Source organism: Psychrobacillus sp. BL-248-WT-3, assembly GCF_012843435.1.
Classification (GTDB): domain Bacteria; phylum Bacillota; class Bacilli; order Bacillales_A; family Planococcaceae; genus Psychrobacillus.
Genome location: NZ_JABAFC010000001.1, coordinates 264,529 through 284,668 on the forward strand (window position 1 = coordinate 264,529; position 20,140 = coordinate 284,668).

General features: G+C 37.8%; 23 protein-coding genes. 18 read left to right on the top strand and 5 right to left on the bottom strand.

The window, feature by feature from the left end; translation table 11 throughout:
* Window positions 1–148 precede the first annotated feature (148 nt).
* From HF876_RS01345 to HF876_RS01355, 3 genes are all read left to right on the top strand, one after another.
* On the top strand, window positions 149–352 hold the full coding sequence (locus HF876_RS01345) for a hypothetical protein (protein ID WP_481900271.1): 204 nt from the start codon (window positions 149–151) through the stop codon (window positions 350–352).
* A 63-nt stretch (window positions 353–415) separates the two neighbouring features.
* Window positions 416–1,006 carry an SMI1/KNR4 family protein gene (locus HF876_RS01350; protein WP_169358236.1) on the top strand — a complete coding sequence of 197 codons (591 nt, stop codon included), beginning with the start codon at window positions 416–418 and terminating at the stop codon, window positions 1,004–1,006.
* 167 nt (window positions 1,007–1,173) lie between these two features.
* A complete protein-coding gene (locus tag HF876_RS01355) occupies window positions 1,174–1,668 on the top strand; it encodes a hypothetical protein (RefSeq protein ID WP_346764016.1) in 495 nt (164 codons plus the stop codon).
* A gap of 400 nt (window positions 1,669–2,068) precedes the next feature.
* Here HF876_RS01355 and HF876_RS01360 read toward each other — a convergent pair whose 3' ends face one another.
* From HF876_RS01360 to HF876_RS01370, 3 genes are read right to left on the bottom strand one after another with little or no spacing between them, the layout of a single operon-like run.
* Window positions 2,069–2,557, bottom strand: a complete 489-nt coding sequence (locus tag HF876_RS01360) for a methylated-DNA--[protein]-cysteine S-methyltransferase (protein WP_205963946.1) — start codon at window positions 2,555–2,557, stop codon at window positions 2,069–2,071.
* A complete protein-coding gene (locus HF876_RS01365) occupies window positions 2,557–3,288 on the bottom strand; it encodes a DNA-3-methyladenine glycosylase family protein (protein ID WP_169358238.1) in 732 nt (243 codons plus the stop codon). The genes HF876_RS01360 and HF876_RS01365 overlap by 1 nt, the downstream gene beginning before the upstream one ends.
* Window positions 3,285–3,854, bottom strand: a complete 570-nt coding sequence (locus HF876_RS01370; protein ID WP_346764017.1) for a bifunctional transcriptional activator/DNA repair enzyme AdaA — start codon at window positions 3,852–3,854, stop codon at window positions 3,285–3,287. Before HF876_RS01370 ends, HF876_RS01365 begins: the two co-directional genes overlap by 4 nt.
* 451 nt (window positions 3,855–4,305) lie before the next feature.
* Here HF876_RS01370 and paaA point away from each other — a divergent pair, with 451 nt between their 5' ends.
* The 10 genes from paaA (at window position 4,306) to HF876_RS01420 (ending at window position 12,459) form a co-directional block, all read left to right on the top strand.
* Complete coding sequence (gene paaA / locus HF876_RS01375) at window positions 4,306–5,223, top strand: 1,2-phenylacetyl-CoA epoxidase subunit PaaA (protein WP_205963960.1); 918 nt, start codon at window positions 4,306–4,308, stop codon at window positions 5,221–5,223.
* A gap of 16 nt (window positions 5,224–5,239) precedes the next feature.
* Window positions 5,240–5,584 (top strand): 1,2-phenylacetyl-CoA epoxidase subunit PaaB, encoded by a 345-nt coding sequence (paaB, locus tag HF876_RS01380; protein WP_169358240.1) that lies wholly within the window; start codon window positions 5,240–5,242, stop codon window positions 5,582–5,584.
* Entirely contained in the window at window positions 5,581–6,384 is an 804-nt protein-coding gene (gene paaC / locus HF876_RS01385; RefSeq protein WP_240949553.1) for a 1,2-phenylacetyl-CoA epoxidase subunit PaaC, read from the top strand. The genes paaB and paaC overlap by 4 nt, the downstream gene beginning before the upstream one ends.
* A gap of 26 nt (window positions 6,385–6,410) precedes the next feature.
* Window positions 6,411–6,911: a 1,2-phenylacetyl-CoA epoxidase subunit PaaD gene (gene paaD, locus HF876_RS01390; protein WP_169358241.1), complete on the top strand. Its 501-nt coding sequence runs from the start codon at window positions 6,411–6,413 to the stop codon at window positions 6,909–6,911.
* Window positions 6,912–6,924: 13 nt separating this feature from the next.
* Window positions 6,925–7,227, top strand: a complete 303-nt coding sequence (locus HF876_RS01395) for an EthD family reductase (protein ID WP_169358242.1) — start codon at window positions 6,925–6,927, stop codon at window positions 7,225–7,227.
* Window positions 7,227–8,000, top strand: coding sequence for an enoyl-CoA hydratase/isomerase family protein (locus tag HF876_RS01400; RefSeq protein ID WP_169358243.1), 774 nt, complete (start codon window positions 7,227–7,229; stop codon window positions 7,998–8,000). The genes HF876_RS01395 and HF876_RS01400 overlap by 1 nt, the downstream gene beginning before the upstream one ends.
* A 15-nt stretch (window positions 8,001–8,015) precedes the next feature.
* Window positions 8,016–8,789, top strand: a complete 774-nt coding sequence (locus tag HF876_RS01405) for an enoyl-CoA hydratase-related protein (RefSeq protein ID WP_169358244.1) — start codon at window positions 8,016–8,018, stop codon at window positions 8,787–8,789.
* Between the two features lie 12 nt (window positions 8,790–8,801).
* Window positions 8,802–10,319, top strand: a complete 1,518-nt coding sequence (locus tag HF876_RS01410) for an aldehyde dehydrogenase family protein (RefSeq protein WP_169358245.1) — start codon at window positions 8,802–8,804, stop codon at window positions 10,317–10,319.
* A 74-nt stretch (window positions 10,320–10,393) separates the two neighbouring features.
* Window positions 10,394–11,254, top strand: a complete 861-nt coding sequence (locus HF876_RS01415) for a 3-hydroxyacyl-CoA dehydrogenase (RefSeq protein WP_169358246.1) — start codon at window positions 10,394–10,396, stop codon at window positions 11,252–11,254.
* Window positions 11,255–11,256: 2 nt separating this feature from the next.
* Window positions 11,257–12,459, top strand: a complete 1,203-nt coding sequence (locus HF876_RS01420; protein WP_169358247.1) for an acetyl-CoA C-acyltransferase — start codon at window positions 11,257–11,259, stop codon at window positions 12,457–12,459.
* A 79-nt stretch (window positions 12,460–12,538) separates the two neighbouring features.
* Here HF876_RS01420 and HF876_RS01425 read toward each other — a convergent pair whose 3' ends face one another.
* Window positions 12,539–13,978 carry a DHA2 family efflux MFS transporter permease subunit gene (locus HF876_RS01425; RefSeq protein WP_169358248.1) on the bottom strand — a complete coding sequence of 480 codons (1,440 nt, stop codon included), beginning with the start codon at window positions 13,976–13,978 and terminating at the stop codon, window positions 12,539–12,541.
* Window positions 13,979–14,144: 166 nt separating this feature from the next.
* On the opposite strand from HF876_RS01425, the gene HF876_RS01430 reads away from it, so the two are divergent.
* From HF876_RS01430 to paaX, 4 genes are all read left to right on the top strand, one after another.
* On the top strand, window positions 14,145–14,687 hold the full coding sequence (locus HF876_RS01430) for a TetR/AcrR family transcriptional regulator (RefSeq protein WP_240949554.1): 543 nt from the start codon (window positions 14,145–14,147) through the stop codon (window positions 14,685–14,687).
* A gap of 228 nt (window positions 14,688–14,915) precedes the next feature.
* Window positions 14,916–15,422, top strand: coding sequence for a hypothetical protein (locus tag HF876_RS01435; RefSeq protein WP_169358249.1), 507 nt, complete (start codon window positions 14,916–14,918; stop codon window positions 15,420–15,422).
* Between the two features lie 90 nt (window positions 15,423–15,512).
* Complete coding sequence (locus HF876_RS01440; protein WP_169358250.1) at window positions 15,513–16,478, top strand: hypothetical protein; 966 nt, start codon at window positions 15,513–15,515, stop codon at window positions 16,476–16,478.
* A 219-nt stretch (window positions 16,479–16,697) separates the two neighbouring features.
* Entirely contained in the window at window positions 16,698–17,579 is an 882-nt protein-coding gene (gene paaX, locus HF876_RS01445; protein ID WP_169358251.1) for a phenylacetic acid degradation operon negative regulatory protein PaaX, read from the top strand.
* Between the two features lie 950 nt (window positions 17,580–18,529).
* Here paaX and HF876_RS01450 read toward each other — a convergent pair.
* Window positions 18,530–19,069, bottom strand: coding sequence for a gamma carbonic anhydrase family protein (locus tag HF876_RS01450; RefSeq protein ID WP_169358252.1), 540 nt, complete (start codon window positions 19,067–19,069; stop codon window positions 18,530–18,532).
* Between the two features lie 81 nt (window positions 19,070–19,150).
* Between HF876_RS01450 and HF876_RS01455 the strand changes: the two genes are divergently transcribed.
* On the top strand, window positions 19,151–20,119 hold the full coding sequence (locus HF876_RS01455; RefSeq protein ID WP_169358253.1) for an NAD(P)H-dependent flavin oxidoreductase: 969 nt from the start codon (window positions 19,151–19,153) through the stop codon (window positions 20,117–20,119).
* Window positions 20,120–20,140: the final 21 nt, after the last annotated feature.

Consider the following 20,140-nt stretch of genomic DNA (forward strand, 5'->3'; position numbering starts at 1 on the left):
TTGTGGGTAGGAAAGTCTTAATGAACGTCACGAAGTATATTTATCAGAAAAAGGTTGGGAGATAAAAGATTCAATTGAAGTTGAAACTTATATATTAGATATTCCCGATGAATTGCTTAGTAACTATGAAGCAAGTGGAATTACATTTTTGAGTGAGTATTTAAGTGAAGAAGTTATACGGCATACTTATGAGTTAAAAGAAAAAGATGATAATGGAGAACGTTTGCAAGCTGTGATATTCGAAGTATACAAAGAAATTATTGGGGGCTATGGAGTACTTCGGACATGGGTGCCAGGCGTATTTAACTTGGACGATAAGGAACGTCTCATTAAGGAGCAAATGATTAAGTAAAGAAAGTAGATACATATAAAGTCAAATAGAGATTGCAAATATTTTTTTTAGGAGGTAAAAATAATGAATTTGGTTAACGAATTTTTAATCAGTTTAAGAGGAGCATTATCAAAAGTTGAGCTCAACGAATTAAATACAGCACAGGGGGCTTCAAAAGAGGATCTTAATACCCTCAGGTCAGAATATCCAGAATGTCCAGAATCACTAATCTGTTTACTGGAAAATATAGACGGTACATATTGGAGGGAATATAAAGAAAATGAAATTGCGATTTGTATTTTAGGCGCTGATGTTGCTGATGGCGAATATCCATACTATTTGCTATCTACACAACAGATGCTCGATAGTTCTAAGGAAGAAGAAGATGTCTCCTATCTATTAGAATATCAAGATGACGAGGAGGCTGTTGACCCTAAGATAAATCCAGAGGGACTGCTACCTGGTAAATATATTCATTTTGCCGACTGTATGAACAACGGTGGGACATCAAGACTCTTTATCGACTTTAACCCTTCAGCTGATGGTGTAAGCGGTCAAATAGTTCGATTTTTGCACGATCCAGATGAATACAAAGTGATTGCAGACAGCTTTGACGAGTATTTACAGGATATTATTGACGGTAACTTTATTTTTCTTGATAACGAAGAACAGTAATATATTCTAAGCTTGTACAGTGTTAAAGGGGAGGTTACCTGAACATCAATTCTATAATTTACAATAAAGTTAAGTATATTGTTTTGTTGTTGATACTACTTTTTTTTCCTTTTTTTAATTTTTTCTCTGTTACAGGTTACGCTTGTTCATGTGATGGACCAAACACCGTGAAAGAAGAATTAGATTTTAGTTCCACAGTTTTTTCTGGAAAAGTTGTTGAAATAATAGATGGGAACAAAAATAAGTCCATACAATCTTCTGCTGATCCTATTGCTGTACATTTTGATATGAATGAATATTGGAAAGGGCCAAATCAGTCACCAATTACAGTTTATACTGTAAGAAATACGGAAAGTTGTGGCTACGAATTTGAATTGAATCAAGAGTATTTAGTATATGCAATTGAATCAAATGGAGAAATTCAAGTGAATTACTGTTCCAAAACTACTCTGTTGTCTTTAGCAGATAAGGATTTATCCGAATTAGGAAAAGGTGAAAAAACAATTGAACTAGTTTCAAATAATTCAACTGCTAGCAAGGATGAAGAACAGTTAACTCCCAAAAGTTTAACAAATATGAATAGTATATATATTAGTCTGCTCGCCTTAGGTTTATTACTGGTAATGATATATGTCCTAAAACGAATTAAGAAATCGCCTTAATCTTATAAGCTTAAAGATATTGGTTGATTTTGACTAACCATTCTTTTTTAAAGTGACTGTAAACATAAACAAAGGAACTTTCAAATAGCTATTAAGAACATATATAGTTGGTGACAGTTTTTCACTATGTTTAAATGAGTAAATTTGTGCGCTTTATGGATGCTAAAGAGGTTCCCATTTATTGATTGCAGCGCCAGACTGCGACTCCTACGGGATGAGGGATACAGATAAGCCATCACAACCACGCGCGTAAGTGATTGTGATGGCTTATCGCTCACCCCGCGGAAAGCTTCCGGCTGGGGCGGAAATCAATTCTACTCTCTGATCTAAGATTTCTTTTCATCATAAATCAACCCTTAGAAGGAGCCCCGGATATTTCTCCTGGGCTCCTTCTTGACATTTATAAAGTAGTTTTTATATTTTGCAATTTAGCTCGTTCATGCTGTAAAAGCCATTCTTTCCTCCATAGTCCTCCAGCGTAACCAGTCAACTTTCCTCCAACGCTTATGATCCGATGACAGGGTATAACAATAGGCAATCTGTTTTTGTTATTAGCACTTCCTACAGCTCTAACTGCACGATTTTTCCCAATTGTTTCTGCTATATGCTTATAGGTAGCAGTTGTCGCATAAGGAACTTGTGTAAGTGCTTGCCAAACCGACTGCTGAAATGCAGTGCCCTCATAGTTATAGAGAAAAGTAAATTCCATACGGTCTCCATAAAAATACTCATTTAATTGCTCGATACAAGTATGAAGTATAGGAGGATGATCGACCTCAAGCGCGCGTTCTACTTCTTTTCTTTCCGTAAAGCGAATCGCATCAATAGCCTCGCTCGTACTTGAGATTTCTAATACTCCAATCGGTGATTGATAGTCTACTTGATACATTATAAGGACCTCCATAGATAAAATGTAGCGTATGCCTGCCAGCCTTTCCATCTTTCGGCTAGTTCTTTTAGTTCGACCACCGTAGGTTTACGGTCTAAATTTAATTGTTTTTTCAGGGCATTATGCAATCCAACGTCTGAAATAGGGAAAGCAGAGGGCTCTTGTAGGCTTTTCATCAACACATAGTCTGCAGTCCAAGGTCCAATACCTCTTATAGTCGTTAAAAACAAATGCTTTTGTTCAAATGTCTCTAGTTTAAATAATAGGTCCTTGTCTAACTTTCCGCCTTTCATCAGCTGAGCAATACCAATGATATACTCTGCTTTTCTAGAACTAAATTGTAAGGCTCTTAAATCATCTGTTGTTAAAGAAGCAACCATTTCAAAGGAAGGAAATGTATAAAATCTTTTCCCATCATATTCTACAAAGTCTCCGTATTTTTCTACTAATCGCTTTTTTAAAGTATAGGCAAATGTTAAATTAATTTGTTGACCGATAATGGCCCAGGCTAACGCTTCAAAAAATCGTACATGTAGAGCATCAGGTTTCCATTCAATTATAAACAAAATTGGCTCATCATCATCTAATTTAATAGCTTTATAAATAGAGTAATTTATTACTTGGTGCATCGTTTCTTGTTCCGATCTCATTAAATGAGCTAGACATTCCTCGAAGCAAAAGTCAGAAGGTGTAGGTATATTTAGTGTATTTGGTTTTAGGCTCTCATTCATATTTGCGAACTCCTCCATTGTTTTCGATATTCACTAGGAGAGGTTTGTAAGGAATTTTTAAAAGCCTTATAGAAAGTCGATGTACTTTTAAAGCCTGTTTTCAATGATATTTCTAGGTTTGTATTATCTGTATTCTTCAATAAATGGATTGCTTTTTCTATGCGAACTTTTTCTAAAAACGTACGTGGACTCTCGGACGTAACTTGTTTAAAGACTCGCTCCAGATGGAATGGACTTACTCCAATATGTAAAGAGAGGCTCTCCAGCGTAATAACCTCTTTGTAATTGCAGGTCAGAAAAGAAATTACTTCGCTTACTAAATCCTCTTGAGGCGCAAGATCTATATCAGGCTTGCATCTTTTACAGGCTCGAAAACCAGCATTCTCTGCCTCAGATTTAGTTTTATAAAACTGTACGTTCTCTTTTTTGGGTTTTCGGGATTTACAGGAGGGCCTACAATAAATTTTAGTAGTTTTTACAGCTGTATAAAAGCATCCATCATAATTACGATCGCAAGATATAATCCTTTGCCACATTTCCTCAAAAGAAAGGTTTACTTTAGCCACGAATTTTCACTCCCTTTTTCAGTAAATTTTATTCATCATATCATATAACTTTTTTCGTTTGTAATTGCCTTATGTCTACTTTAACAAATATAGGAGAAGGAATCGTCTTAATTCTTGCTATTATGGTCCAATATTTATTGTTATTTTCTGAATTTTTAGTTGACTAATTTTAAGGATACTATTAATCTGTAATAAAAGTATCACTAAATTTGAGTTTTACGTTTAATATTTGTTATATAAATTACTGATTAATCATAGAGACTACTATAGTAATTTTTTATGAAAATTACTGGGTTTAAGAGCATTCGTTTATTTGGGGGTTAAAGTATGTTATATACTTTTATGTTAAGGCGTTTTAATGGTGTTATGAGTTATTTTAGAAAAGCATAGCTTAAATAAAGGAGGAAGGTAAGTGAGCATAGTTCTAACTTCACAAGATGAGCAGCAGCAAATGGATCGTTTTATGGAACGAATTGAAATGGGAGATAAGATTGAAGCCGATGATTGGATGCCTGAGGAATATCGCGTCACATTAATTAAATTGATCTCTATGCATGGGATGAGTGAAATTATGGGGGCTCTGCCAGAGAAGGAATGGGTGCCACGTGCTCCTTCTCTATCTAGAAAGTTAGGTATTATGGCGAAAGTGCAAGATGAAATGGGTCATGGTCAGCTGTTACTTAGGGTGACAGAGGACTTGCTAAAGCCTTATGGGAAGAATAGGGCTGATTTGATGCAGGATCTCTTTAAAGGAGATCTAAAGTTCCACAATGTCTTTCATATGGGGACAAAAACTTGGGCAGATGCAGGGATTATTGGCTGGCTAGTAGATGGAGCGGCTATCATAACTCAGACAAATATGCTGGGTGCCTCGTATGGTCCGTACTCAAGAGCATTGCAGCGAATTTGTGCCGAAGAGGTGTTTCACGCGCAGCATGGGGAATCGATTATCATGGCTCTCGCTGAAGGTACAAGCAAACAAAAAGAGATGATTCAAGAAGCCCTTAATCGTTGGTGGGAGCCCCTCCTTATGTTCTTTGGCCCCGCATCTAAGGAAACTACAGGCTCCTCTAAACAGGATTTAACGATTAAATACAAAATAAGAACGAAAACAAATGAAGAATTTAGACAAATCTTTTTTGATAAATACATCCCTAGAATTTTATCCTTGGGGCTGACTGTTCCTGACCCAACCTTAACATTCGATAAATCTACAAATACGTGGATATACCAGCAGCCTGATTGGAATGAATTTAAGAAAATTATTAAAAATGGTGGTCCTAGATCAGAGGCGCGCCTAAATTTAAGAAGAATCTCATATGAAAATAATGCATGGGTCCGGGATGCACTTAGTGCGACAGTAAGCTAAGAAAGGAGTAGCTAATATGAAAGAAGAAAATTTTTATCAAGAATATGAAATATTTAGCAAACGAACTCCAAGCTCAGCTTTTTTACATCAATTTAGTTTACTCGCTCCGAATGAAGATATGGCTTTTATAATGGCTCAAGAAAACTTTATGAGACGAGAACCGGTAGCTGACATATGGATCGTCAATCGCAAGCATATCCGTAAGCTTGACCTGGAGGAGAAGGAAACGTTAGCAAGACTAGACAACAAGGATTATCGAACGACAAAGGGCTACGGGTACCTAAAGAAAAAATGGCGACACTATGAGCAGCAAATATTAGATGAAAAAGAAATACTATCTTGGGGAGGGGATCGGAAATGACTGTTGAGATGAGCAAGGAACATAAGGAAGCTATAGCCAGCTTGCTGTTTCAGTTAGCAGATGATGACTTTATGTATGCGTATCGTGGATCAGAGTGGCTTGGCCTCGCCCCTCATATAGAAGAGGACGTCGCTTCCTCATCCATTAGCCAGGATAGCATGGGGCATGCCGTCATGTATTACAGCCTACTTGAAGAATTGGGGTTGGGGAATGCTGATGATCTTGCTCATCTGAGGGAGTCCAATAATAGAAAGAATAGCATACTGACGGAAAGAGCCAACGGGAAAGGCTCTTACATGGAGGTTCCACAATATGACTGGGCTTTACAAGTAGTCAGAAGCTATTTTTATATTACTGCCAAAAAGGTTAAAGTCGATTCCCTGTGTTCTAGTTCATATATTCCTTTGGCTGAAATTGCTAAAAAGGTAAAGATGGAAATTTACTACCACCGTTTGCATTGGGAAACATGGTTTAAGCAACTATTGAATTCAACCGACTTAGCTAAAAAGAAAATGACAGATGCAATAATGCTAATAAGTGATGACTTTGCTGATTTTTTCTCCTTTGGAGCAGACAAGGAGATTATAGAAAAGCATCAGTTAATAGAACCAGAGAATGTATTAATGGAAAGATGGCTACAAAGCGTAGCTCCTACTTTTGAATTTCTTCAGCTAGCTAAACCAAATATCTCCACCGTCCCCAATAAAAACGGTCGCAATGGAATGCATTTGAAGGACTTAGATGATGCGATTGAAACTCTTTCAGAGGTATATAGGATGGATCCGGCGGCTTCCTGGTAAGGCTCAAATGAAAAGAGGTGACAAGAGTGACCCAAAGTTTAATAGTTTTAAAGGATTTAGTGATCAATGCCCTTTATGAAGTAATGGATCCAGAGATAGACTCAGTTAGTATTATGGATCTTGGTATGGTGGAGGAGATAAAGATAGATGGTGGGAAAGTTCAGATCCATTTATTGCCTACCTTTTTAGGCTGTCCTGCGTTAGAAATTATTAAAGGCAATACTAGGTCTGCAATTGAGCGAATACCAGGTGTACTGGGAGTGGAGGTAGATTTTATTTTTCATCCGCCCTGGACTTCGGAAAGGATAACAAAACAAGGGCATGTAAATCTAAGGAAGTTTGGCATAGCGTCTCCTCCTATATTTAAGGAAGGAGAAGATGTGTGGCAGGTGGACTGTGCTTATTGTGGGTCCACATATACAACTTTAGAGAATCTCTTTGGTCCAACAGCTTGCAGAAGCATTCTGTACTGTAAAAGCTGTAAAAACGTATTTGAAGCAATGAAACCAATATCTACGATTATGTAAAGGAGGATTATGAATGGCTAAATTAGTCGCGATGTATAAGCAACCAGAAAACAAAAAGGAATTTGATGAACACTATTTTAATGTCCACGCTCCCATTACACAAAAAATCCCAGGTTTACGAGAAATGAAAGTAACTAAATTTACGGGATCTCCAATGGGGGGAGAGTCGGAATATTATTTAATGTGTGAAATGATCTATGATGATATGGATTCCTTGAAAGCTGGATTAAAATCAACGGAAGGAAGGGCTTCAGGAAAGGATTTAATGGGATTTGCAGGAGACTTAGTTACACTAATGATAGGCGAGGATGCATAATGTCCTTCAACTTCATTGAAACAAACATTAATGATCATATAGGGTTAATCGAATTAAATCGTCCTGATCGGCTCAATTCACTAAATAGAAAAATGGTTAGTGAAATAATGGATGCACTGTTAGCATTTGAATGTGAAAAGGAAGTTCGGGTTATTGTCATAACAGGAAGAGGCAGGGCATTCTCGGCTGGTGCTGATATTGAGGAAATGATGGAGGACGATCCAATCAGTCTTGAATTACTAAATCAATTTTCTGATTGGGATCGTATAGCTACTGTTAAAAAGCCAATTATTGGAGCAGTCAAAGGATTTGTTTTTGGTGGAGGCTTTGAGCTTGCTCTTGCTTGTGACCTTTTGATAGCAGCTACAGGAACGGAGTTTTCATTCCCGGAGGTAGGACTTGGTGTAATGCCTGGCGCTGGTGGCACCCAGAGATTGACGAAGCTAGTCGGTAAAACGAAAGCGCTAGAATGGCTTTGGACAGGGGAAAGAATCCTAGCAGCCACGGCTCTCGACCATGGTATTATCAACAAAATAGTAGCGAGCGAGCTGCTTATGGAAGAAACAACGAGGCTGGCCCAGAAGCTTGCTAAACAACCGCCTATTTCTCTCCGTCTCATAAAGGACTCCGTTAACAAGGCGGTAGATTATTCCCTCCATGAAGGTATGCAATATGAAAGAAAAAACTTTTATTTGCTATTTGGTACCGAAGATCAAAAAGAGGGAATGAATGCATTTATGGAAAAAAGAAAACCGAACTATCAAGGGAAATAGCGAGGTGTTGAGCGTATGTATGAGACGATTAAGTTTGAACTGAAAAATGGAGTAGCATGGATTACTCTTAACAGACCAGATAAGCTAAATGCTTTTACCTGGGATATGAATCGAGAACTTAAGACTATCTTTAAATCGGCATCATCTAACGAGGAAGTACGATGCATCGTGTTGACTGGAGAAGGAAGAGCGTTCTGTTCAGGGCAGGATTTAGCTGAAGTAGATGATCAGATGGATCATGGTAATCTACTCAGAGAGTCCTATTATCCAATGCTTCTCCAGATCCGGCAATGTGAAAAGCCAGTAGTAGCTGCTGTTAATGGAGTAGCGGCAGGAGCAGGTTTTAGTCTGGCGTTAGCATGTGACTTTCGAGTGATATCAGAAAAGGCTAGTCTTATCAACGCCTTTATACACGTGGGACTCGTACCCGATTGTGGGAACCTGTATTACTTAACTAAACTAATAGGGTATGCGAAAACGTTAGAGCTATCTATATTAGGAGAGAAAGTTACGGCACAAAAAGCAATGGACCTAGGTTTAGCGAACAAGATAATACCTATGGAAAGCTGGGAAACCGAAGTAATTAATTTTGCAGAGCATCTTGCATCTCTACCAACAAAAGCAATTGCTCTTATAAAACAAAATTTGAAAGCGGTTTCAGATATGAGGTTAGAAGATTACTTAGAATTAGAGGCACAAACGCAGCGTATTGCCGGTCTAACAACTGATCACCATGAAGGTGTTGAAGCCTTCTTACAAAAAAGAAAACCTGTTTTCACAGGGAAATAAGGAGTGGGTACTTTGACAACTGTTAAAGACGACAAAACGGAAAAAGAAACTATTAAAAGAGAATTTTATCATTTAATAATAGATGGAGAAAAAATGAAAGGGTCGAGTGGGGAAACGATAAAAACCTACAATCCGGCAACGGGCGAGCTAGTGGCAGAAGTTGCAAAGGCTTCAAAAGAGGATGCAGAAAAGGCAATAGCTGCTGCCCGTCATTCATTTGATCATGGAAAGTGGAAAATGTATCCCGTTGGTCGAAGAGCACAAGTGTTAAATAAAATAGCTGCCATCATGCGATCTCGGTTTAATGAACTAGTAGAGCTAGAAATTTTAGATACGGGAAAATCACTACACGCCGCTCAGGGCCAAGTAACACAGGCGATAGAGGATTTTGAGTTTTATGCAGGGGCCATTGTTGGTCATAGAGGGACGGTTAATAACGTACCCGGTCAGTTTCACAACTACACCGAAAAAGAACCTATTGGCGTATGTGCACAAATCATACCGTGGAACTACCCACTAATGATGGCTGCCTGGAAGGTTGCTCCTGCAATTGCTGTTGGCTGCTCAGTTATTGTAAAACCAGCATCTTTAACTCCTCTCACTGCCATTGTACTGGGTGAAATTTGCCTAGAGGCAGGCGTGCCAGCCGGAGTTGTGAACGTCATTCCAGGGTCAGGGTCGGATATAGGTAACTATTTAGTAGAGCATTCCCAAGTGGATAAGGTTGCTTTTACTGGGTCCACGCCTATTGGTAAGGATATTATGGGGAAGGCATCTGAAAGCTTAAAGCGAGTAACTCTTGAACTAGGCGGGAAGTCTCCGAGTATAGTATTTTCTGATGCTGATATTGATGCAGCAGTAGATGGCTCGTTGTTTGGTATTTTCTATAACTCAGGTCAATCCTGTGAAGCCCGTTCTCGATTGTATGTCCAAGAGGATATCTATGATGAATTTATGAGTAAGTTTGTAGAAAAGACAAAAAGGCTTCAATTAGGAAACCCTTTTGATAAAGGGACACATGTTGGGGCAATTATAGATCAAACCCAGCTGGACACTATAAATGGATATGTTCAGTCGGCAATTAAGGACGGAGCAGAGATTCTAGCTGGAGGTCATAAATGTTCTCCTAAAGGATATGAAAAAGGCTTCTGGTTTGAGCCGACGATCATTACTAATGTGAATCACGACATGAACGTAGTGAAGGAAGAAATCTTTGGACCGGTTGTGGTGGTAATGAAGTTTAAAGATGAAAAAGAAGCTATTAAGCTAGCTAATGATACTACTTTTGGTCTTGGCTCTGCGGTTTGGTCTAAAGACGGAGCAAGAGCAACAAGAGTAGCTAATCAAATAAAAGCAGGAATTGTAATGGTAAATTGTCCGTTTTCTGCATTTCCAGGCACTCCGTTTGGTGGCTATAAGCAGTCAGGCTTTGGCCGAGAGCTTTGTATTGAAACATTAGATTTATACTCAGAAACGAAGAGTATTTTATCATATTATGGTAGCCGTCCTTTGAACCCTTTAGGACTATAAAATAACAGGACAGGAGCTAAGAGTGGTTCCTGTCCTTTTTTAGTATAGTAATAAAAAATATGGAGGTGCTTATATTGATTAACTGCATAGTTGTTGTGGGTTCTGGGGTAATGGGGCGAGGTATTGCTTACGTAGCAGCACTTTCTGGTTTTGCCGTAACGGTGGTGGACACAAAATCTACTGCCTTAGAACAGGCTAAAAAAGAAATTGAGAGCTTATTTGAAAAAGGTATTAAACGACAAAAGATAACTTCTGAGATGGCGGAAAAGTCTTTAAACAAGCTGAGGTATGAAAAAGATCTTTCTTTTGCAGCGGAAACTGCTGACTTAGTTATAGAAGCTGTGCCTGAGCAACTAGCGATTAAGAAATCCGTCTTTGAAGCATTAGAATTGCATGCTCCGGCTAAATGTTACTTTGCTACTAATACGTCTACCATGAGTCCTACGGAAGTTGCTTCCTTTTCTAATCGTCCGGATAAAACAATTGCCATGCACTTTTTTAATCCGGTACATAAAATGCCATTAGTAGAGATTGTAAGAGGGCTTGAGACGAGTGATGAAACAGTTGCTGCTATTAAACAGGTTGCTGAGCAAATGGGAAAGGAAACGGTAGTAGTTAAAGAATTTCCAGGCTTCATAACTAGTCGAATCAGTGCTTTGGTTGGTAACGAAGCGTTCTATATGCTTCAGGAAGGAATCGGTACGCCAGAGGAAATTGATAAGGCGATTAAGCTCGGCTTGAATTATCCAATGGGTCCGTTTGAGCTAGGAGATCTCGTTGGTTTAGATACTAGACTGAACAATTTAAAATATTTACATGAAAAGCTTGGTGAAAAATATCGGCCTGCCCCCCTCCTTGAACAGTACGTCAAGGCTGGGCGTCTTGGAAGGAAGACAGGCAAGGGAGTTTATAGCTATACCGGTGAGGAGGAGTGAAGATGAAAGAGGTTGTAATAGTCGATGCTGTTCGTACTCCTATCGGGAGATATAATGGTTCTTTAAGAAGTATTAGACCCGACGATTTGGCTGCCATGGTTATTAAGGGACTTCTTGAAAGAAACGAACGCGTTCCAGTTGACCAAATAGAAGAAGTTGTCCTAGGTAATGCAAACCAAGCAGGGGAGGATAATCGTAATGTGGCAAGAATGTCCGCATTACTTTCTGGTCTTCCAATAGAGGTTGGAGGCACGACAATAAACAGACTTTGTGGTTCTGGCTTAGATGCTATCGTTTATGCTGCTCGAGCCATAGCAGTTGGCGAAGGCGATATATACATAGCTGGCGGAACAGAGAGCATGACTCGCGCCCCATATGTAATGGCAAAGCCTATGAAAGAATTTCCCCGAGGGAATATGGAGCTTATAGATACGACAATTGGATGGAGATTTATAAATCCATTGTTAGAAGAAAAGTATGGTACAGATTCGATGCCTAAAACAGCTGAGAACGTTGCCGAGAAATATAAAATAACTAGAGAAGATCAGGACCTCTATTCCTTTGAAAGTCAGCAAAGGGCTAAAAAAGCAATGGCTGAAAATCGCTTCTTGAATGAAATAATACCAGTGAAGTATACAAATCAAAAGGGTCAGGAAGTGATCATTGATACTGATGAGCATCCGAGACCAGAAACAAGCTTGGAAAAGTTGAACAACCTTCCTCCTATTTTTAAAGGAGGGACTGTAACAGCTGGAAATGCGTCTGGTGTAAATGATGGAGCAGCAGGCTTGCTTCTAATGAGCGCAGACAAAGCGAAGGAATTAGGTTTGAAGCCAATAGCGAGGTATATTGCATCCGCTACTGCTGGCGTAGAGCCTGGTATAATGGGAATAGGACCTGTATATGCAACTAACAAAGTACTTAAGCGCTCAGGAGTTTTAAAAGAAGAAATTGGCTTAGTCGAATTAAATGAGGCATTTGCTTCACAGTCGTTGGCTTGCATTCGGGAATTAGAACTCGACCCTGCAATTGTGAATGTGAATGGTGGCGCAATCGCTCTCGGACATCCGTTAGGTGCTAGCGGAGCAAGGATAGTAACTACACTTCTATATGAGATGAGGAGAAGAGAAGTGAGATTCGGTCTTGCCACTATGTGTGTAGGCGTAGGTCAAGGTATAGCTGCAGTATTCGAAAATATACAGTAATTCTTAGTTATAAACAAAGAAAATGATTGCTTAAAGCCAAAAGACCTCGTAGAGATATCTGCGAGGTCTTTTGGCTACATTAAACTACCAGATTATTTAGTTGGAACGCTCTTTTGTTAGGATAAAATACGGTGATAAGTAACGCCAGTATGGATAGTATAGTCATGAAAATATAGGCGTCGCTTGAACCGTAAATGGATGCAAACGCTTTAAGCTGATCGATACCAGCTGTTGGGATTTCCTTCGAGATATTTTCGGTATGCTTTAATGACTGAACCGTGAAAATAGTAACAACAACTGCTGTTCCAATCGAGCCAGCAAGCTGACGAACCGTATTGTTAACTGCAGTACCATGTGTTATAAGCAATTTAGGTAAGGCATTTAGCCCAGCTGTATTTAGCGGCATCGTGATGAAGCTTAGCCCAATACGCAAGAAAATCGTTCGAATCATTAAAAATGTAAAGGACGTCGAATCATTTAAATCTGTCACGACCCACATGGTTGGAATAATGAATAACAATCCAGTTATAAACAATGGTTTGGCACCATACTTATCGTATAGTTTTCCTGTAACTGGTGACATGAAAGCGTTGATTAACGCTCCTGGTAATAATAATAACCCAGCATCAAGAGCTGTAAAGCCTCTACCGTCCTGCAAGTAAATGGGCAGTAAAATCATATCTGCATACATAATCATCGTAACAAGCACATTAATTATGGATGTCATAGTGAATGTCTTATTTGTAAAGACATTTAAATTGAGCAACGGATCCTCTAATCGTAATTGACGCATGCAGAAAATGTAGGTAATGACTATTCCAGCAACTATAGAGCTTATAATAATTGGACTAGTCCAGCCTTGACTGCCTGCGCTACTAAAACCGTAAAGTAAAAATCCAAATCCAAGTGTAGATAATATAACACTTAGCCAATCTAGCTGAGCGGTTTCCTGATCAGATATATTGATCAAGTATTTAAGTGCAAGTACGATAATGAATACGACAAAAGGCAATAAACCAATAAATAGCCAGCGCCATGAAAAATATTCAAGTATAAATCCAGCTAATGTAGGAGCGATGGCTGGAGCGAAGATAATAGCAAAACCGATTAAGCCCATTGCACTTCCACGTTTTTCAGGTGGATATATGAACATAACAATACTCATCATTAACGGCATGATTATTCCAGCTCCAGCTGCTTGAATCATTCGACCAGTTAGAAGAATACTAAAGTTCGGAGCAAGTGCGCAAAAAATGGTGCCCAACAGCAAAAGGGTCATTGAGCTTATAAATAGCTGTCTGGTGGAGAAGCGCTTCATTAAATAAGCTGTAAATGGTATAAGTATACCATTTACTAACATAAATCCTGTCGCTAGCCATTGTACTGTACTTGGGGATACTTTAAATACGTCCATTAAACTACTAAGCGCAACATTTAATAGAGTTTGATTTAATGTTGATAAAAAACATCCTATGATTAAAACTGTCATTAATACTTTCTTATTTATATTAGTAGACATACAAAAATCCTTCCTATTTGACTTCATCGACACCGTGTCAATGAAGTTGATTATACCAACTATTTTTATGAAATAACATAAACAGTTTACATAATAATGTGGTTTAAACTACAATAATAGACATAGTGTCAAAGAAGTTACAGATCATAGATGGAGTGATCAAAACATGTCTACAAATAAAAAAGATCCGCGAGCAATGCGATCTCAGAGGATGCTTAAAGAGGCATTAGTAGCATTGTTGAACGAAAAAACTGAACTGCAAGCGCTGACGGTTAAAAAAGTGGCAGACAAGGCAGAATTGAATCGAGCAACATTTTATTTACATTTCGTAGATTTAAATGACTTATTAAAAGATCTAGTAAAGGACATATTTTCAGATTTAGAAGAAAAGTTAAAACCCTTACTCCTATTAGAAAGCTCTAATGAACGAACTCAGTTATTATCATATTTAGACTATTTCTATAACCATCGCATCATGTTCTCCGTTTTATTTAAAGAAGACCGTTTTAAGCGCAAAATGCATAAAGAAATAAAGTCATTTATCAAAGCGAGGAGAACAAACAGACAAGTATTGGATGGGCCAGAACGTTTCTCACTGGATATACTTGCTTCTGCAATGTTTGGGGTGATTGAATGGTGGTTGGAAGAAGGTACGGAGCATAGCTCAGAATATATCGTCAATCAAATCGAATTACTATTTAGAAGATAAATTTATTTGCTGTTTTAATAACATACAGGTAGTAATAGTTGCTTTAATGGATAGAAATGCATTTGGGATCTGACGTTGTCATATACAGTCTTGAAGGTAGTGAGATTGTGAAGAAACGATATTTTTTTTGAACTAAAGGGCGGTAGTACAGTTCGTGGGGTTGCTTCGGTAACTTTTTTTTAGATTTAAAGTAAGTGGGCTGAAATATGTAATAAAGGGGAGATGAAAATGAAACGGATAGACAAAGGTGAAATAAACGAAATAGTTTACAATAATACAGTTTATTATAATGGAAAATATAAGATTTACCCGACTATTACTGAGTTAAAAGGAATATTAGATGAGATTATTAGTTCTGATTCAACTACCGAATATATTAGGATTACTCCATTCTACATAAATGAGGAAGTGGATATGCAAATTGAATTCGAGGAATTCATGTTTTATATAGAATGTAGAGATGGTTTTGATGAGAAAGACCAAAAGAAACATATCTTAGATTGTCTTAATCCACTAGATTCCCCTAGAAGACTTAATGATGTGAAGCTAGGTGCCTTACTTTATCCATTATGTAAACATAACGATATTGCTTCATATCAAAAGGCACTTGTAGAATATAAGGAGTCTTTAAGGCAGACATTACCGAGGATGATGAAAATAGCAAAGTCAGAAATGAAGTTAAAAGAAGAACATTTGCCATTTGGGTATTTTTGCTTTGAAATTCATAATGGTTAGTAAGTTGTTAAACTTACGGGTAGATGACTTCAAGATGGGTATGAAAAGGTGTAATAAAAAAAATTTAATGAACGAGCTTGAGGTGAAGTTGTGTATATTTTAGATCAAACGAACGAATGGGATGTAGATTTACCTGAGTTTGATGTGCGGAATGACGAAATTAAAAATCAACGAGATATGCTTTTTGATTATTTTATTATGAAGGCCTCTACAGTGGATATATTGGTATACCAAGGTTTAAATGAAGAGAAGACGATAAAGCAAATGAAGAAGCTTTTTAAAAATAAGCAAATAAGAACGGAACATAGAGCTAGATGCTACAAGTTCTTTTTAGATGATACTGCAAAAAAATGGATTTTAGCAAATAATTTAAGTGAATGTACAAGCGTTATATATGATAAAAATGAGAATGTGATTGCGGATTTTAATAGACATGTGTCGTTTTATGAAAAAGTGTCTATGGCAAATAGTATATTACTGGTCAAAGAGCTACCAATTCAAATTGAAATTTATAACCGTGAAATAGATAGGGAATGGGAAATAGAGTTACAAGACCAGGCTAAATCTTATTATATTAGCACGCACTATGATTGGATTGAGAAACTTGCTTTTGAAACAATTGAAAACCTTTATTTTTATCCATTGTCTATCTATATTGAAAAGCACGATGGAGAGCAGTATCAAATGCAAAAGGATTGGGCGAAGTATGGTGTAGAATATATAGACTCCGGGCAGCGGGTGTTTACCCTTTCGTCAAAAGGAATGTATCATGCGGAAGTCCCAGGCTTCTTTTTAACAGTAAAAAACACCGATGAATTAAAAGTTGTGTTCGAAGAGCTATTTTACTTAGCCTATCAAAACGATGCATTCATCGTGTCTCAAAATAAGCTGAATATACGAACTGGCCGTAATCGAATTTTTAAATCAGGTGATGAAATCATTCTAACATTCGATCATGATGCACAAGGGATTGTCCTACAGAGTGTACTAAATTTTGAAAAAGTAAAAAGCTTATTTACAAATTGTATGATTACACATATACAACAAGAGAGTTAAGATGGCATAGAAATTATATACAGAATGACGAACAATATGTAGTAGTTCTTTCTGAATCTCGTGCAATAATATGGGCCCGACAATATTGTGAAAACTAATTCAGAAAATTAAATTATTTTCGGGGAAATAATTAGTATACCCTTATAACAAATTAAAGAAAAAATTCTGAAAAAGTGATATATTATTAATTAGGTAAAATAGAAATGAGTGATTAATAACATGTCTAATACACAGTCAATGATCTTCACTGTTTATGGTGACTATATAAGGCACTACGGCAATAAAATATGGATTGGAAGTCTGATTCGCCTACTCAAGGAATTCGGACATAATGAGCAATCCGTACGCGTAGCAGTTTCTAGAATGATGAAACAAGGTTGGCTTGAGTCTGAAAAACAAGGTAATAAAAGCTATTATTTTCTAACTCATCGAGGCAAAGTAAGAATGGAAGAAGCGGCAAATCGAATATTTAAGCTTATGCCTAACGAATGGGATGGGAAATGGCGTATGTTAATGTACACAATTCCCGAGGAAAAAAGACAAATAAGAGATGAGCTTCGAAAAGAGCTGCTTTGGAGTGGTTTTGGAAGTTTTTCTAGTGGTTGCTGGATCTCTCCGAATAATCTAGAAAAAGAAGTCAAATTTTTAATAGATAAATATGAAACACATGAGTATGTTGATTTTTTTGTATCTGACTATAAAGGTCCGAAAGAGAACCAAGCATTGGTTGAAAAAAGCTGGCCACTTACTGAAATAGAAGCAAAGTACAAGGAATTTATAGCAGCTTATAGTCATCAGTATATTGTGCATCAGAGTATGATAAATGATAATAAAATGTCCTCTGCAGACTGTTTTGTAGAACGAACAAGGTTAGTCCATGAATACCGAAAGTTTCTTTTTATTGATCCTGGTCTTCCGAAGGAGCTACTGCCAGAGATCTGGAACGGAAATCATGCTGCTCTTTTGTTCGAGCAATACTATAAATTACTTGCACCATTAGCAAGTGAATTTTTTGAGGGTGTTTTCCAAGAGGATAATGATTTGAAAAGAAGAGATGAAGAATATGATGTTAATTATCACCCTCTATTAAAAGAACTCTAGGAGTAGTGCTATTCCTAATAAATAAATAAATAAATAAATAGTAGAAACTTCTTTAACAGTTATTCGTAAGTATATGAATACAAAATGGAGGTTTACTTAGATGATGGAATGGTGGAAGCGTAAAAAAGAGGTAAGCATTAAAAGAAAAAAGAATAAAATCCAAGTATCAAAGTGGAGTTATTTTGATTTTTTTTCACTTTAGCAGATATTATTATACTGCCAATTCGTTTTGTATTTTGGATACTTCGAGGTATTGGTAGAGCGATAGGAAATCTTTTTGATGGGATATAATATGATGGGGACACCATGCCAAATGGTGTCTTTTTTAATTGTTTATGAAATTATAAAGTTATGAATCTGTGGGTAAATTGATGTCCAGCTTCATCGCCTTGCCCCTCGGGGTCAAATGGATAAAAGCTCCGGTGGCTGAGGAACTGCCTCCTCGCTTTTATCCATTTGCCTGTCGGGGCAGTGACAGGCGATTGCGCTTTTCTTGATGTCTAGCTTCATCGCCTTGCCCCTCGGGGTCAAATGGATAAAAGCTCCGGTGGCTGAGGAACTGCCTCCTCGCTTTTCTCCATTTGCCTGTCGGGGCAGTGACAGGCGATTCCGCTTTTCTTGATGTCTAGCTTCATCGCCTTGCCTCTCGGGTCAAATGGGTAAAAGCTCCGGTGGCTGAGGAACTGCCTCCTCGCTTTTCCCATTTGCCTGTCGGGGCAGTGACAGGCGATTCCGCTTTTCTTGTTTGCAATAAATTTGTCACTTTCAAGTTCGGGTGTCTATAAAAATGGAAACCATTTTATTGAGAACATCATTTACATTTTAAACTGAAAATCCCTTCACTGATAAATGTAGACATATATTTAATGATACACTTAAAAAAGAGCTGGGAACTGTATCTCCAAGCTCTAAGTGACTTTGATCATTTTTAACTAAGTCTTGTTCGTAGACTAATCTGCAGTTTTAACTGACAAGGTGTCTTCAAAAATTTCTCGGTAATCATACCCTTTTTGTACATAAGTATCAATTGATAGTTGTATAAGCTCAAGATCCTTATCGTTAAGCTCCCTCACAACTTTTCCAGGGGAGCCGACGATTAATGAACGAGGAGGAAATTTTTTACCTGATGGCACTAGGGTGTTAGCCCCTACGATACATTCCTCACCAATCTCGGAATGGTCTAAAATAGTAGATCCCATTCCAATAATGGACCGTTTACCAATCCTGCAGCCATGTAGAATGACATTATGTCCTACAGTCACTTCATCTTCTATAATAACTGGAGCATCTTCATACAAGTGAATCGTTGAATTGTCCTGTATGCTACATCTATTACCAATCGTTATTGGTGCCTCATCACCACGTAAAACAGCGTTAAACCATATAGTGGATTCCTCACCCACTCGTACATCGCCAATAATCTTCGCTCCTGGTGCAACCATTGCGTTATCACTTATACTAGGTGACTTTCCTTTGAATGAAATAATCAAATAATTTCCTCCTTTTTAAATATTAGCAATTGTCATTCTACTAATTATAATATAACATATTTTTATAGGGGTTGATAAATAATGATATACGTTTGTAAGTTGTTAGGTATTTCCTATCCAATCATTCAGGGAGGGATGGGAAACATAAGTAACGCTCAGCTTACAGCTGCAGTGTCTGAAGCTGGAGGATTAGGTACAATTGGTTGTGGTACGATGACACCCAAAGAAGTGGAACAAATCATACTAGTAACAAAAGAGATAACCAAAAAAAGATTTGCTATTAATATTGCCATTAATGTTTCACCATTTGTAGAAGAACTGATAGAACTTGTTATAAAACACGAAGTTCCGATTGTATCTTTATCGGCTGGAAACCCAGCACCCTATATTCCTATTTTACAAGCAAACGGGATTAAAGTGATGACGGTTGTCGCTTCTGTAAAACAGGCGTTAAAATCAGAACAAGCAGGGGCAGATATGATAATTGGTGAAGGTTTTGAAGCTGCAGGTATTAATTCTAGTCTTGAATTGACCACCTTCACGTTAATTCCTCAGCTAGTAAAACATGTGAGGGTACCTGTTATTGCGGCAGGAGGAATTGGTGATGGGAAAGGATTGGCGGCCGCACTATCTCTAGGTGCTAGTGGGGTGCAGCTAGGAACAAGGCTAGTGGCGACGAAAGATGCTCCCTTTCATGAAATGTATAAAAAAAGAGTAATTCAAGCTGGTGATTTAGATACGCTATTGCTTGGGCGAAGTGTTGGTAGAATTCGGAGAGTGTTAAATACTCCTTATGCGAGTCGGTTGATTGACCGAGAAAAACAGGGGCTGACTATCGATGATTATTTAAAAAGTACGACGGAGGAGCACCATAAAAAAGGAGCGATAGAGGGAGACCTAGAAAGTGGTTTTTTAAACAGTGGCCAAATAGCTGGTTTGTTGGATGATCTGCCTTCAGTAGAAGATTTGTTCAATAGAATGATGATCGAAGCAGAACAAAAACTTCAAAATGATTTAATAGAAATTAGACAATTAAAAAAAGAAAGCTAAAAACGAAGACCACTCCGGTCA

Excerpts from the sequence above, each read along its gene's own strand:
- HF876_RS01350 (WP_169358236.1), top strand. The coding sequence starts at position 416 with ATGAATTTGGTTAACGAATTTTTAATCAGTTTAAGAGGAGCATTATCA.
- HF876_RS01360 (WP_205963946.1), bottom strand. The coding sequence starts at position 2,557 with ATGTATCAAGTAGACTATCAATCACCGATTGGAGTATTAGAAATCTCA.
- HF876_RS01365 (WP_169358238.1), bottom strand. The coding sequence starts at position 3,288 with ATGAATGAGAGCCTAAAACCAAATACACTAAATATACCTACACCTTCT.
- paaA (WP_205963960.1), top strand. The coding sequence starts at position 4,306 with ATGGATCGTTTTATGGAACGAATTGAAATGGGAGATAAGATTGAAGCC.
- paaB (WP_169358240.1), top strand. The coding sequence starts at position 5,240 with ATGAAAGAAGAAAATTTTTATCAAGAATATGAAATATTTAGCAAACGA.
- paaC (WP_240949553.1), top strand. The coding sequence starts at position 5,581 with ATGACTGTTGAGATGAGCAAGGAACATAAGGAAGCTATAGCCAGCTTG.
- HF876_RS01395 (WP_169358242.1), top strand. The coding sequence starts at position 6,925 with ATGGCTAAATTAGTCGCGATGTATAAGCAACCAGAAAACAAAAAGGAA.
- HF876_RS01400 (WP_169358243.1), top strand. The coding sequence starts at position 7,227 with ATGTCCTTCAACTTCATTGAAACAAACATTAATGATCATATAGGGTTA.
- HF876_RS01405 (WP_169358244.1), top strand. The coding sequence starts at position 8,016 with ATGTATGAGACGATTAAGTTTGAACTGAAAAATGGAGTAGCATGGATT.
- HF876_RS01420 (WP_169358247.1), top strand. The coding sequence starts at position 11,257 with ATGAAAGAGGTTGTAATAGTCGATGCTGTTCGTACTCCTATCGGGAGA.
- HF876_RS01425 (WP_169358248.1), bottom strand. The coding sequence starts at position 13,978 with ATGTCTACTAATATAAATAAGAAAGTATTAATGACAGTTTTAATCATA.
- HF876_RS01430 (WP_240949554.1), top strand. The coding sequence starts at position 14,145 with ATGTCTACAAATAAAAAAGATCCGCGAGCAATGCGATCTCAGAGGATG.
- HF876_RS01435 (WP_169358249.1), top strand. The coding sequence starts at position 14,916 with ATGAAACGGATAGACAAAGGTGAAATAAACGAAATAGTTTACAATAAT.
- paaX (WP_169358251.1), top strand. The coding sequence starts at position 16,698 with ATGTCTAATACACAGTCAATGATCTTCACTGTTTATGGTGACTATATA.
- HF876_RS01455 (WP_169358253.1), top strand. The coding sequence starts at position 19,151 with ATGATATACGTTTGTAAGTTGTTAGGTATTTCCTATCCAATCATTCAG.